12 protein-coding genes and 1 tRNA gene are annotated in these 13,812 nt (G+C 65.4%); 8 read left to right on the top strand and 5 right to left on the bottom strand.

The window, feature by feature from the left end:
* Nucleotides 1–109: 109 nt before the first annotated feature.
* The 3 genes from FJ417_RS33485 to FJ417_RS09280 are packed head-to-tail and all read left to right on the top strand — an operon-like array spanning nucleotide 110 to nucleotide 5,878.
* Nucleotides 110–1,117 carry a hypothetical protein gene (locus tag FJ417_RS33485; protein ID WP_140783194.1) on the top strand — a complete coding sequence of 336 codons (1,008 nt, stop codon included), beginning with the start codon at nucleotides 110–112 and terminating at the stop codon, nucleotides 1,115–1,117.
* Entirely contained in the window at nucleotides 1,059–2,546 is a 1,488-nt protein-coding gene (locus FJ417_RS09285; RefSeq protein ID WP_140783195.1) for a DUF6504 family protein, read from the top strand. The genes FJ417_RS33485 and FJ417_RS09285 overlap by 59 nt, the downstream gene beginning before the upstream one ends.
* On the top strand, nucleotides 2,543–5,878 hold the full coding sequence (locus FJ417_RS09280; RefSeq protein WP_140783196.1) for an error-prone DNA polymerase: 3,336 nt from the start codon (nucleotides 2,543–2,545) through the stop codon (nucleotides 5,876–5,878). Before FJ417_RS09285 ends, FJ417_RS09280 begins: the two co-directional genes overlap by 4 nt.
* A 69-nt stretch (nucleotides 5,879–5,947) precedes the next feature.
* Here FJ417_RS09280 and FJ417_RS09275 read toward each other — a convergent pair whose 3' ends face one another.
* The 4 genes from FJ417_RS09275 to FJ417_RS09260 all read right to left on the bottom strand — a co-directional run bounded on the left by FJ417_RS09275 (nucleotide 5,948) and on the right by FJ417_RS09260 (nucleotide 8,772).
* Entirely contained in the window at nucleotides 5,948–6,193 is a 246-nt protein-coding gene (locus FJ417_RS09275) for a Trm112 family protein (protein WP_140783197.1), read from the bottom strand.
* A gap of 23 nt (nucleotides 6,194–6,216) precedes the next feature.
* Complete coding sequence (locus tag FJ417_RS09270) at nucleotides 6,217–6,888, bottom strand: LON peptidase substrate-binding domain-containing protein (protein ID WP_140783198.1); 672 nt, start codon at nucleotides 6,886–6,888, stop codon at nucleotides 6,217–6,219.
* Between the two features lie 275 nt (nucleotides 6,889–7,163).
* Nucleotides 7,164–8,156 (bottom strand): thioredoxin, encoded by a 993-nt coding sequence (gene trxA / locus FJ417_RS09265; protein ID WP_140783225.1) that lies wholly within the window; start codon nucleotides 8,154–8,156, stop codon nucleotides 7,164–7,166.
* Between the two features lie 121 nt (nucleotides 8,157–8,277).
* A complete protein-coding gene (locus tag FJ417_RS09260; RefSeq protein WP_140647207.1) occupies nucleotides 8,278–8,772 on the bottom strand; it encodes a prolyl-tRNA synthetase associated domain-containing protein in 495 nt (164 codons plus the stop codon).
* 262 nt (nucleotides 8,773–9,034) lie between these two features.
* On the opposite strand from FJ417_RS09260, the gene FJ417_RS09255 reads away from it, so the two are divergent.
* The 5 genes from FJ417_RS09255 to FJ417_RS09240 all read left to right on the top strand — a co-directional run bounded on the left by FJ417_RS09255 (nucleotide 9,035) and on the right by FJ417_RS09240 (nucleotide 13,050).
* Nucleotides 9,035–9,109: transfer RNA gene (locus FJ417_RS09255), tRNA-Gly, on the top strand.
* A gap of 289 nt (nucleotides 9,110–9,398) precedes the next feature.
* Nucleotides 9,399–10,421, top strand: coding sequence for a hypothetical protein (locus FJ417_RS09250; RefSeq protein ID WP_140783199.1), 1,023 nt, complete (start codon nucleotides 9,399–9,401; stop codon nucleotides 10,419–10,421).
* Between the two features lie 59 nt (nucleotides 10,422–10,480).
* Entirely contained in the window at nucleotides 10,481–11,563 is a 1,083-nt protein-coding gene (locus tag FJ417_RS09245; RefSeq protein ID WP_181183189.1) for a glycosyltransferase family 4 protein, read from the top strand.
* A gap of 739 nt (nucleotides 11,564–12,302) precedes the next feature.
* The gene (locus tag FJ417_RS33080) at nucleotides 12,303–12,458 is read left to right on the top strand and encodes a hypothetical protein (protein ID WP_181183190.1); all 156 of its coding nucleotides are present in this window, start codon (nucleotides 12,303–12,305) and stop codon (nucleotides 12,456–12,458) included.
* A 214-nt stretch (nucleotides 12,459–12,672) separates the two neighbouring features.
* On the top strand, nucleotides 12,673–13,050 hold the full coding sequence (locus FJ417_RS09240) for a hypothetical protein (protein ID WP_140647216.1): 378 nt from the start codon (nucleotides 12,673–12,675) through the stop codon (nucleotides 13,048–13,050).
* 256 nt (nucleotides 13,051–13,306) lie between these two features.
* Here the strand turns inward: FJ417_RS09240 and FJ417_RS09235 are convergent, their stop codons facing one another.
* Nucleotides 13,307–13,747: an Lrp/AsnC family transcriptional regulator gene (locus tag FJ417_RS09235; RefSeq protein WP_095769871.1), complete on the bottom strand. Its 441-nt coding sequence runs from the start codon at nucleotides 13,745–13,747 to the stop codon at nucleotides 13,307–13,309.
* Nucleotides 13,748–13,812: the final 65 nt, after the last annotated feature.

Here is a 13,812-nt window from a genome sequence, read left to right as displayed (position 1 = left end):
TCAAGTATATAATTGGGAATAAATTCCTTATGACTCCGCTTGACTCTTCCGGCACCCTCTGGAATCTATAGGAACATAACAGGAACAATTGCTGTCGGAAGTGAATGTCATGGCGATGAGCGCCGTGGCGCGGGACACTGTTTTTGCCCTGCGCCGCCAGATCGCGAAGATCGAGGGAACGCTGCCCGAGCGCCTGCAGGCGCCGACGGCCGGTGGTATCGTGGATGCCACTCGATCGGACAGGACGATCGTCCGGCGTGGCCTCGCCGTGGCTTCGGCGGACGCCTTCCTGCATACCGGCATCGGTCGCCTCGACGCCGCCCTCGGCGGCGGCCTGCCCAAGGCGGCGCTCAGCGAAATCCATGGCCTGGAGACCCGCGATGCCGGCGCCGTTGCCGGCTTCGCGCTGTCGCTCGTAAGCCTGGTCCTCAGAGAGAAGCAGGGCCTGCCGATCCTCTGGGTCGGGACGGCGGAAATCTTCCATGAGGCCGGCTTTCCCTATGCCAGGGGCCTTCACGCCCTGTTCGGCATCGAGCCGGAGCAATTGCTGTTTTCCGAGGCGCCAAAACTGCTCGATGCGCTGTGGATCGCCGAGGAGGCCGCCCGCATGACGGCCTTTGCCGCGGTCATCCTCGAGATCCGCGGCAGTCCGCAGCGGCTCGACCTCACCGCCACGCGCCGGCTGCACGCCCGCGCCCAGAATGCCGGCCGGCCGCTGCTTTTGCTGCGCCAGGCCGGCGAGGCCGACCCCACCGCCGCCCCGGTGCGCCTCATCGTCTCGGCGGCGGCGGCGGCAAGCCGCGAAACCGTCGCTGGGCCGCTCGCCGGCTCGATCGGCCGCCCCGCCTTCAAACTCGATATCGGCAAGAGCCGCACGGCCCTGCCCGGACAATTCACACTGGAGTGGAACCCAAATGAGCACGCTTTTGCAGAAAGAACAGAGAATTCTGTCGCTGTGGTTCCCGCATCTGGCCGCGGAGCGGATCCTGCGCCAGCGCCTGGGGCGGTCCTGGCGTTCCCGGCCCCCGCATCACCTGCCGTCACCTCACCCGCCGCTTGTGATCAGCCATCGCGACAACAACACCCAGCGCATCGCGGCCCTCGACGAGCGGGCTGAGGCGCTCAGATTGAAGCGCGGCATGGGCATCGCCGATGCGCGCGCCATGCATCCCTCGATCGATGTGGTCGAGGCCGATGCGGAAGCCGACCGCCGGCTGCTCGAAGGCCTTGCCGACTGGTGCGACCGCTACACGCCGCTGGTGGCGATCGACGGCGAGGACGGGCTGTTCCTCGACGTCACCGGCTGCACGCATTTGTTCGGCGGCGAGCGCGCCATGCAGGACGAGATCCTCACCCGCTTCTTCCAGCAGGGCTTCGATGTCCGCGCCGGGCTGGCTTCGACGCCGGGCGCCGCCTGGGCGGCGGCGCGCTTCCATGGCGACCGCATCATCGCCGGCGGCGAGGAGGAGGCGCTCCTGGCGTCATTGCCACTGTCGGCGCTGCGCATCACGCCGGAAACCCGCGTCGGCCTGGAAAGTGTGGGCCTGCGCACCGCCGGCGCGGTGATGGCCGCGCCCCGCGCGCCGCTCGCCCGCCGCTTCGGCGCCACCTTGCTTCTGCGCCTCGACCAGGCGCTCGGCCGCCTCGACGAGGCCGTGTCGCCGCGCCTTCCCGTCGCGCCGCTCTCGGTCGAGCGCCACCTTGCCGAGCCGGTCGTGCTCACCGACGACATCGAGCGGCTGGTGAGCCGGCTGGCGATCGCCTTGAAGACCGACCTCGAACGCCGCGGCGAGGGCGCGCGCACGCTGGCGCTGCTTCTCTTCCGCGTCGACGGCGCCGTCAGCCGCATCGCCGTCGGCACCTCGCGCCCGATGCGCGAGCCGCGGCTGATCCAAAGACTGTTCCATGAGCGGCTCACCGCGCTGGAGCAGACCATCGACGCCGGCTTCGGCTTCGACCTCGTGCGGTTGTCCGTGCTGTCGGTCGCGGCCTTCGACTTGGCTCAGGGCGACCTCACCGGCAAGACGAACGACGATGACGCCGACATCGCGCTCTTCGCCGACCGCGTCCGCGCCCGTCTCGGCGAGACCGCCATGCTGAAGCCGGTGGCCGTCGAAAGCCATCTGCCGGAACGCGCTGTCAAAACCGTGCCTTTCGCCGAAGCGCCGCAAAGACGCGCTCCGGCCGGCCGGGCAGCACCCCCCCGAACGGCGCCGCCGATGACCGTCTATCCGCCGGAGCGGCCGGTGCGCCTGTTCCGCTCGCCCGAGCCGATCGAGGTGCCGGCGACCGAGATACCGGAAGGTCCGCCGATGAATTTCCGCTGGCGGCGCGCGCTCTACCGCGTCGCCCGCGCCGAGGGGCCGGAGCGCATCGCCGCCGAATGGTGGCGGCAATTGCCCGGTGAGGAGGAGGCGCCGACCCGCGATTATTACCGCATCGAGGACAGCGAGGGACGCCGCTACTGGCTCTACCGCCAGGGCCTCTACAGCAGCGCCGCGCAGGCCGCGCCGCCGCGCTGGTTCATGCATGGGGTGTTCGCATGAACGCGCTGACCGTCATCCCCTATGCCGAGTTCGGCATAAGTTCGAATTTCTCCTTCCTGCGCGGCGCTTCGAAACCCGAGGAACTGGTGGTGACCGCGAAGTTCTACGGTTTTGCCTCGATCGGCCTTGCCGACAGGAACACGGTCGCCGGCGTCGTGCGCGCCTGGCAGCAGGCCAGGGTGGAGAAGATGGCCTATCACCCCGGCTGCCGCCTGGTTTTCGGTGACGGCACGCCGGATATCCTCGCCTATCCCCGCGACCGTCAGGGCTGGGGCCATCTCTGCCGCATGCTGACCCAGGCCAATCTGCGCGACGAGAACGAGAAGGGCGCGACGCTGCTGGAGCTCGGCGACCTGCTCGAATGGGGCGATCGGATGTCGCTGGCGGTCCTGCCCGGCCTGTCGGCAGGCACCGAGGACGGCTTGTCGTTTATTAGCCGGCTTAAGGATCGTTTCGGCGCGGCGCTTCGGCTGGCCGTGGCACCGGATTATGCCGGCAACGATCGCTTCCGCATCGAGCAGGCGGCGTCGATGGCCGAACACGCCCGCGTCCCGCTGATGGCGACCAACGACGTGCTCTATCACGCCGCCGACCGCCGACCGCTGCAGGACGTGCTCACCGCGATCCGCCTCAACACCCCGGTTTCCGAGGTCGGGCTCGAGCTGACCGCCAATGCCGAGCGCCACCTGAAGCCGCCGCTGGAGATGGCGCGGCTTTTCCGCCGCCACCCGCAGGCGCTGGCGGAGACGCTGCGCTTCGCCGACGAGCTCACCTTCTCGCTCAGCGACCTCGAATACAATTATCCGGACGAGCCGACCGAATCCGGGCTCGGACCGCAGGCCGAGCTCGAACGCCTGGCGCGGGAAGGGGCGGTCAGGCGCTATCCGGCCGGCGTTCCCGATTATGTGCTGAAACGCATCGACAGTGAACTCGCTTTGATCGAGCGCCTGAACTATGCGCGCTATTTCCTCACCGTCCACGACATCGTCAAATTCGCCCGCAGCCAGGACATCCTTTGTCAGGGCCGCGGCTCGGCCGCCAATTCGATCATCTGCTTCTGCATCGGCATCACCGAGGTCGGCCCGGAACGCATCGACACCTTGTTCGAGCGCTTCATCTCGGAAGAGCGCAACGAGCCGCCAGACATCGACGTCGATTTCGAGCATGAGCGGCGTGAAGAGGTCATTCAGTACATCTATACGAAATACAGCACCAAGCGCACCGCCTTGGCCGCCGCCGTCATCAGCTATCGCGGCCGCTCCGCCTTGCGCGAGGTGGCCAAGGCCATGGGCCTGTCGGAAGATGTCCGCAGCGCGCTGTCCAGCACCATCTGGGGCTGGTCGACCTCCGAGCTCGGCGAAAAAGAAGCCAATGCCGGCGGCCTCGACCGCACCGATCCGCTGTCCAGACAGGTGCTTGAGCGCGCCAACGAGATCATGGGCTTCCCCCGCCATCTTTCCCAGCATGTCGGCGGCTTCGTCATCACCCGCGACCGGCTCGACGAGGTCGTGCCCATCGTCAAGACGGCGATGGAGGAGCGAAAGATGGTCGAGTGGGACAAGGACGATCTCGACGCGGTGAAGATCCTCAAGGTCGACGTGCTGGCGCTCGGCATGCTGACCTGCCTGAAGCGCGCTCTGACCTTGCTCACGCAGCATTATCCGCAGGCGCGGGACGATTACGGCCGGCCCTACAGCTTGGACTCTATCCCGCCGGAGAACCAGCGCGTCTACGACATGATCTGCCGGGCCGACACTCTTGGCGTCTTCCAGATCGAATCCCGCGCTCAGATGTCGATGCTGCCGCGGCTTAAGCCCCGCGAATTCTATGATCTCGTCATCGAGGTGGCGATCGTGCGGCCCGGGCCGATCCAGGGCGACATGGTGCATCCTTATCTGCGTAGACGACAGGGCAAGGAGAAGGCCGAATACCCCAAGCCTGAGTTGGAAGAGATCCTTGGCAAGACGCTCGGTGTGCCTTTGTTTCAGGAGCAGGCGATGAAGATCGCCATTGTCGCCGGCGGCTTCCGGCCGGGCGAAGCCGACGAACTGCGCCGCGCCATGGCGACCTTCAAGCGAACCGGCACGATCGGCAACTATGAAACGCGGATGGTCGAAGGGATGGTCGAGAAAGGCTATCCCAGGGAGTTCGCCGAACGCTGCTTCAAGCAGATCGAAGGTTTCGGCGAATACGGCTTTCCCGAAAGCCACGCCGCGTCCTTCGCGCTGCTCGTCTATGCCTCCTGCTGGTTCAAGACCTTCTTTCCCGATGTGTTCTGCGCCGCCATCCTCAACGCGCAACCGATGGGCTTCTACCAGCCGGCGCAGCTCGTGCGCGACGCGCGCGACCATGGCGTCGAGGTGCGCGAGGTCGACATCAACCATTCCGTCTGGGACTGCACGCTGGAGGCCACCGTCTTCAATCCGTCCCGCATCCTCGAGCGCCACGCCTCGATGCGCGGCGTCATCGAGACGGCGCATGCCGTCCGCCTCGGCTTCCGCCAGATCAAGGGCCTGTCCGAAGAGCGCATGGATATAGTCGTTGCCCAGCGCGGCGATGGCTATCGGTCGGTCAGGGATGTCTGGTTGCGCTCGGGCCTCGATGTCGGCGAGATCGAGAAGCTGGCGCAGGCTGATGCGTTCCGCTCGATCGGCCTCGACCGCCGCGCCGCGCTCTGGGAGGTGCGGGCGCTCGACGGCAAGAGCGCAGCCGAGAAACTGCCGCTGTTCGACCGGCCCGCTCTCGGCCTGCGCGAGCTGGAGCCGGAAACGAAACTGCCGAAGATGCCGCTCGGCGAGCATGTCGTGCACGACTACCGCTCGCTCGGCCTGTCGCTGAAGGAGCATCCCGTCGCCTTCCTGCGCGAAAGGCTGGATCGCGCCGGCGTCACCGCCAATTCCCGCCTGCCGTCGGTGCGCGACGGCCGCCGCGTCTCCGTCGCCGGGCTGGTTCTGGTGCGCCAGCGCCCAGGCAAGGGCAATGCGATCTTCCTTACGCTGGAGGACGAAAAATCGATCGCCAACGTCATCATCTGGCCACGCGTCTTCGACCGCTTCCGCTCCGTCGTCATGGGCGCGCGCTTCATCCGCGTCACCGGCAAGCTGCAGCATGAATCGGACGTCATCCACATCGTCGCCGACCGGATCGAGGATCTGACCTCCTGGCTGAGCGTGTTGCTGGAGTCCAACCGCCCGGTCATCGAGCATAATCCCGCCGAACGGCCGGCTGGATCAGAGTCCGCCGCAAGCCGCGGCCTGCCGGTCCGCCAGGATATCGCCACGCTGTCGGGCACGGCACGCCAGGTCATGCCGAAGGGGCGGAATTTTCAGTAGCAGCGATTTCCAGCACAAAAAGGAACGCAGCAGAGGCAAGAAGCGTAATCGCCGCCTGCGCAAGCACACTCATGACGGCCCGCCGAGCCGCGGCGGCCGCGGCGCCAGCATGTCCTCGGCCGAGATCGTGCGCGCCTCCGAAGGCAGCATGATCGGGATACCGTCGCGCACCGGATAGGCGAGCTTCGCCACGCGCGAGACCAGTTCGCTGCGCTCGGGGTCCCAGGTCAGCGGCCCCTTGGTCAGCGGGCAGGCCAGCAGCTCCAGCAGCTTCGGGTCGACCTCGGCCTTCCGTCCGTCACGTCCGTCAGCCATGAACCCATTCCCGTACCGGCAACCTATTGCAGGCTTGACCCAAATTCATCATCCTCGCGCGCCAGCGTTATTTCGGTGATGGCGATCAGCGTCTCGGCGCGCGTCTTCAGGTCCGGCGCTTCCAGCAGCGCCTGTTTCTCGGCCGGTCCATAAGGCGCCATCATCGACAGCGCGTTGACCAGCATGCCGTTTTCGGCGCGGCTTACGCTTTCCCAGTCGGCCTCGAGGTCGTTGGCCTGCAGATAGGCGCGAAACGCCTTGAGCAGCGCCGGCCGGTCGACCTCGGCGCCGGCCGGGTCTTCATCGAGGTCGGCCAAAAACGGCCTGATCTTGCACTGCCGGAACGGCGCCTTTGCCGCGAGCTCCTGCACGATGCGAAACCGGCAGACGCCCTGCAGCGAGATCAGGTAGCGCCCGTCGCCGGTCTCGGCGAGCGAGATGATGCGCCCGGCGCAACCGACGCTGCACAGCTCGGGCTCGCCGTCATCGCGCAATGCGCCGTCAAGGCTGGGCTGGACCATGCCGATCAGCCGCGAGCCGGCCATCGCCAGGTCGATCATCTGCAGGTAACGCGGCTCGAAGACGTTGAGCGGCATGCGGCCGCCCGGCAGAAGCAGCGCCCCGGCAAGCGGGAACACCGGGATTGCCGCCGGCAGATCCTTGGCAAGCCGATAGAGTGCGTTACCGACGCGCACCGCGACCCTCCCAAAGCAACGCCGGCAAGCGCATCAAGCTGCAATCTCCTCTCGCACCGGCAAACGCGCCTCTATCGGCATCCGGCCCCGCCCTTATCTGGCGCTGACGTCCCGCTGCGCAAGCCTGCCGGCCACGACAGCCGGCAAAAAATTCACGGCAATTCGCGAAAAGTGCCTGGCGGTCAGGTTCGGCGACTTCGCCGTGGCCTCCCGTCCGGAATTGCGCAAAACCAAACTTAAAGCGGTTCGGCGATTCTGTGAAACGCCGAACCGCTCTAGGAAAACAGCAGCGACGAGAGCTTGCGGCGTGCCGCGAGCGTCGCCTCGTCGGTCATTCCCCAGGCCTCGAACAGTTTCAACAGCTGCGCCCTGGCGCCGTCGTCGTTCCAGGTCCGGTCGGCCTTGACGATCGCCAGCAGGTTGTCGGCGGCCGCGTTGCGCTCGCCGCGCGCGTTCTGGATCATCGCCAGGTCGAAGCGCGCCTGATGGTCGGCCGGGTCGGCGGCGAGCCGGCGCTCGAACTCGGCCGGATTGCCGAGCGCGGCCGCTTCCGCGGCAAGCGTCATCTTGGCGCGCAGCGCCGCCAGCGCCGGCGCGTCCTTCTTGTCCTCGGGCGCCCGCGCCAGCACGGCTTCGGCGCCTTCCGCATCCCCGGCATCGAACAGGATCTCGCCCAGGCCCGCGACCGCCTCGATCGTCTCCGGCGCCTGCTCGAGGATCGCATCGTAGATGTCGGCCGCGGTCTGGACGTCGCCGGCCGTACGCGCCTCCGCCGCCGCGGCAAGCGCGTCCGCGATCTGCGGCGCACCGCCGCCCTTGCCGCCGACCTTCTGGATGAACTGGGCGATCTGGCTTTCCGGAACAGCGCCCATGAAGCCGTCCACGGGCTGGCCGTCCTTGAAGGCGATGACGGCGGGGATAGACTGGATGCCGAGTTGGCCGGCGATCGAGGGATGATCGTCGATGTTCATCTTGACCAGCTTGACCTTGCCGCCGGCGTCCTTCACCGCCTTTTCGAGCTGCGGCGTCAGCTGCTTGCAGGGCCCGCACCATGGCGCCCAGAAGTCGACCAGCACCGGCTGGCGGCGCGATTCCTGGATGACGTCGGCGGCGAAGGTGGCGGTCGTGGTGTCCTTGATCAGGTCGGCCGCCGCCGGCGCGTCGCCGAGCGAAACCTTGGCGCGGTCGCCGCCGCCATATTGCACCGTCTGGGCGTACTGGCCGCCATTGCCGCCGAACGCGCCGCTATACGGATTGTCGTCACTCATATTCTCGCCCTTTCGGTCACGCTCTCGGGCGTCGGCGCCCGGCGCGTCATTGTCGGATTTCAAAAACCGCCTTCCATGTGGCGATCAGCCCCCGAGTTTCAAGGTAACGGGACTTTCAAGGTCATGAGACTTTCAGGATAACAGGATCGTGGCCGGTTGCCTCGACGAATCTGATCAGGTCGGCGGCGGCGATCGAGGTCGTCGCCTCATTGGTCAGCGGGTGGCCGTTGATGACGTCGTGGCTCATCAATGCCTGGTCGAGCACGATCTTCACCTTCCCTTCCGTGTCGTTGATCAGGCCGAAAACGGTGACCGCGCCGGGGATGACGCCGAGCAGTTCCATCAGCATTTCCGGCTTGCCGAAGGACACCCGGCTGGCGGCGCCGATCAGGTGGTGTATCTGTTTCAGGTCGACCACGGCGTCCTCGCCGACGGTGACGAGGAAGTAATTGTCCTTCTTGTCCTTGAGGAACAGGTTCTTGGTGTGGCCGCCGGGGATTTCGCCGCGCAGGCCTTGCGAATCGGCGACCGTGAACAGCGGCGGGTGCCGCACCGTCGTGACGGCAATGCCGAGATCGGCAAGAAAGGCGTTGAGCTCGGCTTCGGTCTTCGGCATCGGTCCTCGCGCAATCAGAAAGGGGTCATGCCGTTTACGGCCAACGGCGCCCTCGGGGCAAGGCCGCCGCAGCGATTCCAGGCAAGGCGAACGGCGGCTTTGCCCGGGGACTCGCAACCGGCCCGATTTTGGCCCCGCTTCGATGCTTTCGAAGCGAACTTCGCCGCGGGAGGAATTCACTCCAAGAAGACCGTCATTTCCCTGTTGCAATCGCCGCGCTCTTCGGCCATATAGGCGCGGCTTGCGGCCCAAGGCCGCGCGAGCGGGTGTAGCTCAGGGGTAGAGCACAACCTTGCCAAGGTTGGGGTCGAGCGTTCGAATCGCTTCACCCGCTCCAATTTCCTCAAGGAAGTTAAGCGCTATGAAAAAGGGCCGGATCGATCCGGCCCTTTTCATTTTTGCCGCTGACATACGCTGTTGGACACTCATGGCTGCCACTTGGCGGAGCCTTTCGCGGATCATTTCGCGATTGCCCCTCGCACCGGAGATACGCTAACAACGGCAAGGCAGGCCTTGGCGGGGCGCTTGTCGCGTAACGCAGGCACGCTTGCCGCAGTATCTGGCCTGAACAGGCTCCATACCCATGACCTTTCCTCTCTCATCAACGGTTACTCGGCGCGCCGCGATTGTCGATCCGGTCACCACGGGGGCGTGCGCTGCGCGGGTGCCGCGTGTACCAGCCTGATTGCTCACAGGCCGATTTGGAGGCCCGCAACGGGCTGGCGGAGGCGCTCTCGCCTCTATTGCAGGGTTTTGTTCGGGCTCCCTCCGGATCCGGGCCTGCCGAAGCGATTTATGGCTTGTTCGCGCGTTTCAAGCGACGTTTCGCCGAGCCGGCGGGGCACTGGGCGCAGAATAACCTTGCGGCGCACCGGACCATGGTCGAGACCATTTTCTATCCTTTCGGCGGCCCGGACCTGCTGTTCCCCCTTCACCTTTTCCCGCAAGCTCGAGAATATATCCTGGTTGGCGCCGAACCATGCGGTCCCTGGCCGCTCGCGGAAAGACCGGACGACTTCGCGTTGGCCGGCATAGTGGACATCTTGCGGCACTATCTCGACTGCTCCTATTTCGTCACCAAGGACCTGCGATCGCAGCTGACGGGCAGCAGCATAGGGGGCGTCCTGCCGCTCCTGATCGCGCAGATCGCCCATGCCGGGCTGCCGCTGCACCGGATCGATCCCGTCGACGGCACGGGGATCCATATCCTGTTCGGTGACCGGGCGGCGCCAATCCGCCTCACCTATTTCCAGCAGGACCTTCGCGACGAACACTGGGCGCGCGAGAGCCCGCTCAGCCGTCACCTCGGGGCCACGCGCCGCTTGGCGACCTTTGTCAAGAGCGCGAGCTATCTCCTGCACGAACCGCCCTTCGAGCGGCTTCGCGGTCTTCTGCGGGAACGGACCGATGTCCTGGTGCAGGATCCAAGCGGCATCCCCTACCGCCTGTTGCGCGACTGGGGATGGCATATCGAGCTGCATGGACGCTTTGTCGCCGATATTCCGGTGTTCGCGAAGTATGATCAGTCGGAGCTGGCCGCGGCCTATGGCGACAGGGGCGACGGTCCGGCCCTGCCCTTCGGGATCGGCTATCTCAACGACGCCGCAAGGGCCGGCCTTATCGTCGCCGTGCCTCAGCGCCGCTTATAGGGGCCGGCATGCGGCTCCTGATGACCCAACGCGCGCTTGTCGACTTCCACGGGTCGGAGATGGTCACCGTCGAGGTCGCCCGCGAAATGGCCGAGCGCGGCCACGAAATCACGGTTTTCAGCCCTCGTCTCGGCGGTGTCGCCAAACTGCTCTGGCCAAGCGGCGTGCGTGTGGTATCCCGCCTGGACGACGTGCCGTGGACCCCGGACCTGATCCACGCCCACCATCATCTGCCGGCCATGGCGGCCATGGCGCGCTTCGAAACAACGCCTGCCGTCTACTATTGTCACGGCGCCATACCATGGGTGGAGCAGCCGCCCATGCACCAGCGCATCCACTGCTACGTGATGATGTGCGAATGGATGGTGCGACGCGCCATCGCCGAGTTCGATCTCGATCCCGGGCGTGTTTCCTGCGTGCCGAACTTTGTCAACACGACGCGCTTCTCCGAGGTGCGCTCGCCGCCTCGGGAGATGCGCCGGGCGCTGCTCTTCCAGAGCAGTGGCCTGCCCGAGATCGAGCTTTCGCAACTGGAATCCGGTTGTGCCGCGCTCGGTCTCCAACTCGACAAGATCGGCGCGGCCTATGGCAACAGCCAACCCCGGCCGGAGATGCTGCTGCAGCAATATGATCTCGTCTTCGCAAGCGGCAAATCCGCGCTGGAAGCAATGGCGACCGGTTGCGCGGTGATGACGCTGGCGCCGACCCAGGCCGGTGGACTGGTGACCGTGGAGAACTTCGACCGCGGCTCCTTCTTGAATTTCGGACCCCGCTACTACAGCGGCGCGACGCCGATCAACGAGGCATGGCTGCGCCGGGAGCTTGCTCTCTATTCGCCGGAGGACGCGGCCCAGGTGACGGCAAAGGTGCGGCGCGAACGAACCCTCCAGATTGCGGTCGACGGGCTGGAAGGCCTTTATCGAAAAGCGCTGGAATCCGGTGCGCCGGAGCCGGCGGTGGGTCCGTTCGCGCCCTATCTCGAACGCCTGGCAAGCGAGGTTGACGCGATGTGGCTGGAGAGGGAAAGCTTGCCGGCGCTGCGCGGGCGCATCGCTTATCTGGAAAGGAAGCTCGCGCGGAGATGGCCGTCTCGTCTCAAAAAAATCATCAAATCCATCTCGCGCAAACGTGGGCATGAATAGGGCAGCGCGTCTTGGCGCCGCGCATGGCCCGAAAAACGTCCCCGCCTGAACCGATCGCCTGTGCGCCTTCCGTCACGGACTTCCCGCAAAATGGATCAAGCAGATGTAATCACGCGATATTTCTCCCGGGTAGTAGCATTCGCCACCCCGAAAATATCGGCAACCCGTCAGACTTGGGTCGCATGCCGAAGGGACTGTAGAACCTCTTTTGCCGGGCGCCCGACAATTATATGTTGAGCGAAAGTGCCGGAATTGATCCGGCCGGGCAGTCTCGCGGGGAACCATTCCCGCAAGTCGTTACGTTGGGGCATAGCTAAACAAAACGGCCATGAGGTTCACAGCCTTACAGGATCCGTGCGGCCAATGGATGGTATACGATCTGCGGTCCGGTTGCCCGGCGCAGATGCCGGACATGGTGCTACTGGGTCTCACGCGCGAGCAAGCGGAGGAGTTCGCCAGCCAGGCGAATGAACTCCTCTCGACACCGCGGCCGGCGGTACTTTCCCGATATTCCAGCCTTTTATCGATACTTTACTGGCCTGCGCTGGAACAATCGGACTCTGTTTCAACTGCCATGCGTGTCGTGGGAGCGCGCCGCGGTTCCGGGGCAACCACGTGGGCCAAACAAAGACTTAGGCCGGTCAGCGATTCCGTGAACACCGAGCCCGCTTTAGCTACGCTGAAACAAGGCGCGTCAATGCGGTTCGCAGCGATGCGAGATCCATGCGACGACTGGCTTGTGTGTGATCTGGCCTTCGACATCCCGGCGGAGATGGTCGGCCGGCCGCTGATCGGCCTGACGCGCGGCGAAGCCGAGCAGCTTGCCGACCTCGCCAATGCCAGGCTTGGCGGACAGACTGCCAGTTCGCCGATCCCGTTCGCCAGCGTCGCCTGAAGACCCCGGCCCGCGCATTGGCGATTCAACGCCCGTTCACATCGGATAACGTTTGCGTTCCACCCTCGTTTCAACGCCGGGGCGGCTTCTATATGTCTGCTTTGGGCCGAGAAACGCCGGCGGTGAATGGCCAGCACCGCGACACGACGCGACAGGACGGCCCGTTTCGGAAAAAGCGGTTTTGCCGCTTCTTCCATCGCAGGGAGATGTCATCATGCGTTCTTTCATCCCAAAGCTCATTGCGGCCGCCTCGATCTTCGCGGCCATACCGCTTTCCAGCGCCTATGCCGTGCACCGCCACCATAGAGCGGCGGTCGACACGACAACCACGGCGTCAGTGCCGATGGATCCGGAGGCGAGAGCCGCAACGGAGCAGCTGCTTGGCGTCAAGCAAGGTATCCGCAACGCCAGGGAGCTCGGCAAGATCTCTGAAGGCAAGGCCCGCGAGCTGATGCAGCAGGCCGATAGCATCCAGCGCGGCGGATCGGCGATCGGGCAGATCAACGAGCTGGATCAGCGGCTTCAGGACGCCACCGGCCAGGGAACCTATATGGGCGACGGCTCGGACGGCGGCTATTATCCGAACGGCTGACTAACATGCGTTCTTCGCAAGGCGGCTGCCGGTGTGATCGGGCCTTCCCAGGCTTCACACCGGCGCGCTGCCGTACAATGCCGCTGCAGCGACGGCGCCGGCATCCGTCATACCAGGCTACGCTCTTTGGCGGTCTCGCTATCTGCGCCATGCGCAATCCCGTCGCCTGACGCGTCGCATAACGCTCTTTGGGCCGCCGGTCGTCCCGGCCCTCGCGAATCTGTGATGTGACGGAGGGGCCGGCCGGCCCGCTCGACTACGCCAGCCGCGCCCGCGTTGTCCTCGGCGTCGCCAAGAGCAGGCTTGTCTCGCTTCCCGTTATGCCAGGGATCAGCCTTATGCGCCGCAGCACGGCGTCGAAATCCGTCAGCGTGGCGGTGCCGAGCTCCACCACCAGGTCCCAGCGGCCGTTGGTGGTGTGGATAGTCGAGACCTCGGCGAGGCCGCCGAGCGCCTTGACGACGCGGTCGGCGGCATGGCCCTCGATCTCGATCGTCATCACACCGCGTATCTTCTGATCGACCGCGTCGGCGCGCAGCACCACCGTGTAGCCGATGATCTCGCCGGACTTTTCCAGCCGTTCCATGCGCGACCTGACCGTGGCGCGTGACACGCCGAGATCGATGGCGAGGTCGGATACGCTGCGCCGAGCATCATGCCTCAGCAGCGTCACCAGCTTCTCGTCCAGAGCGTCCATGGCTTTCCATTTCGATCAAATCATTTGACCAATATGATAGATTAGTCTTCTCGAAATGCCAATTT

The organism is Mesorhizobium sp. B3-1-7 (assembly GCF_006439385.1).
Taxonomy (GTDB): Bacteria; Pseudomonadota; Alphaproteobacteria; order Rhizobiales; family Rhizobiaceae; genus Mesorhizobium.
Note: the sequence above shows the minus strand (reverse complement) of the source record. Positions and strands in the feature narration are given on the sequence as shown.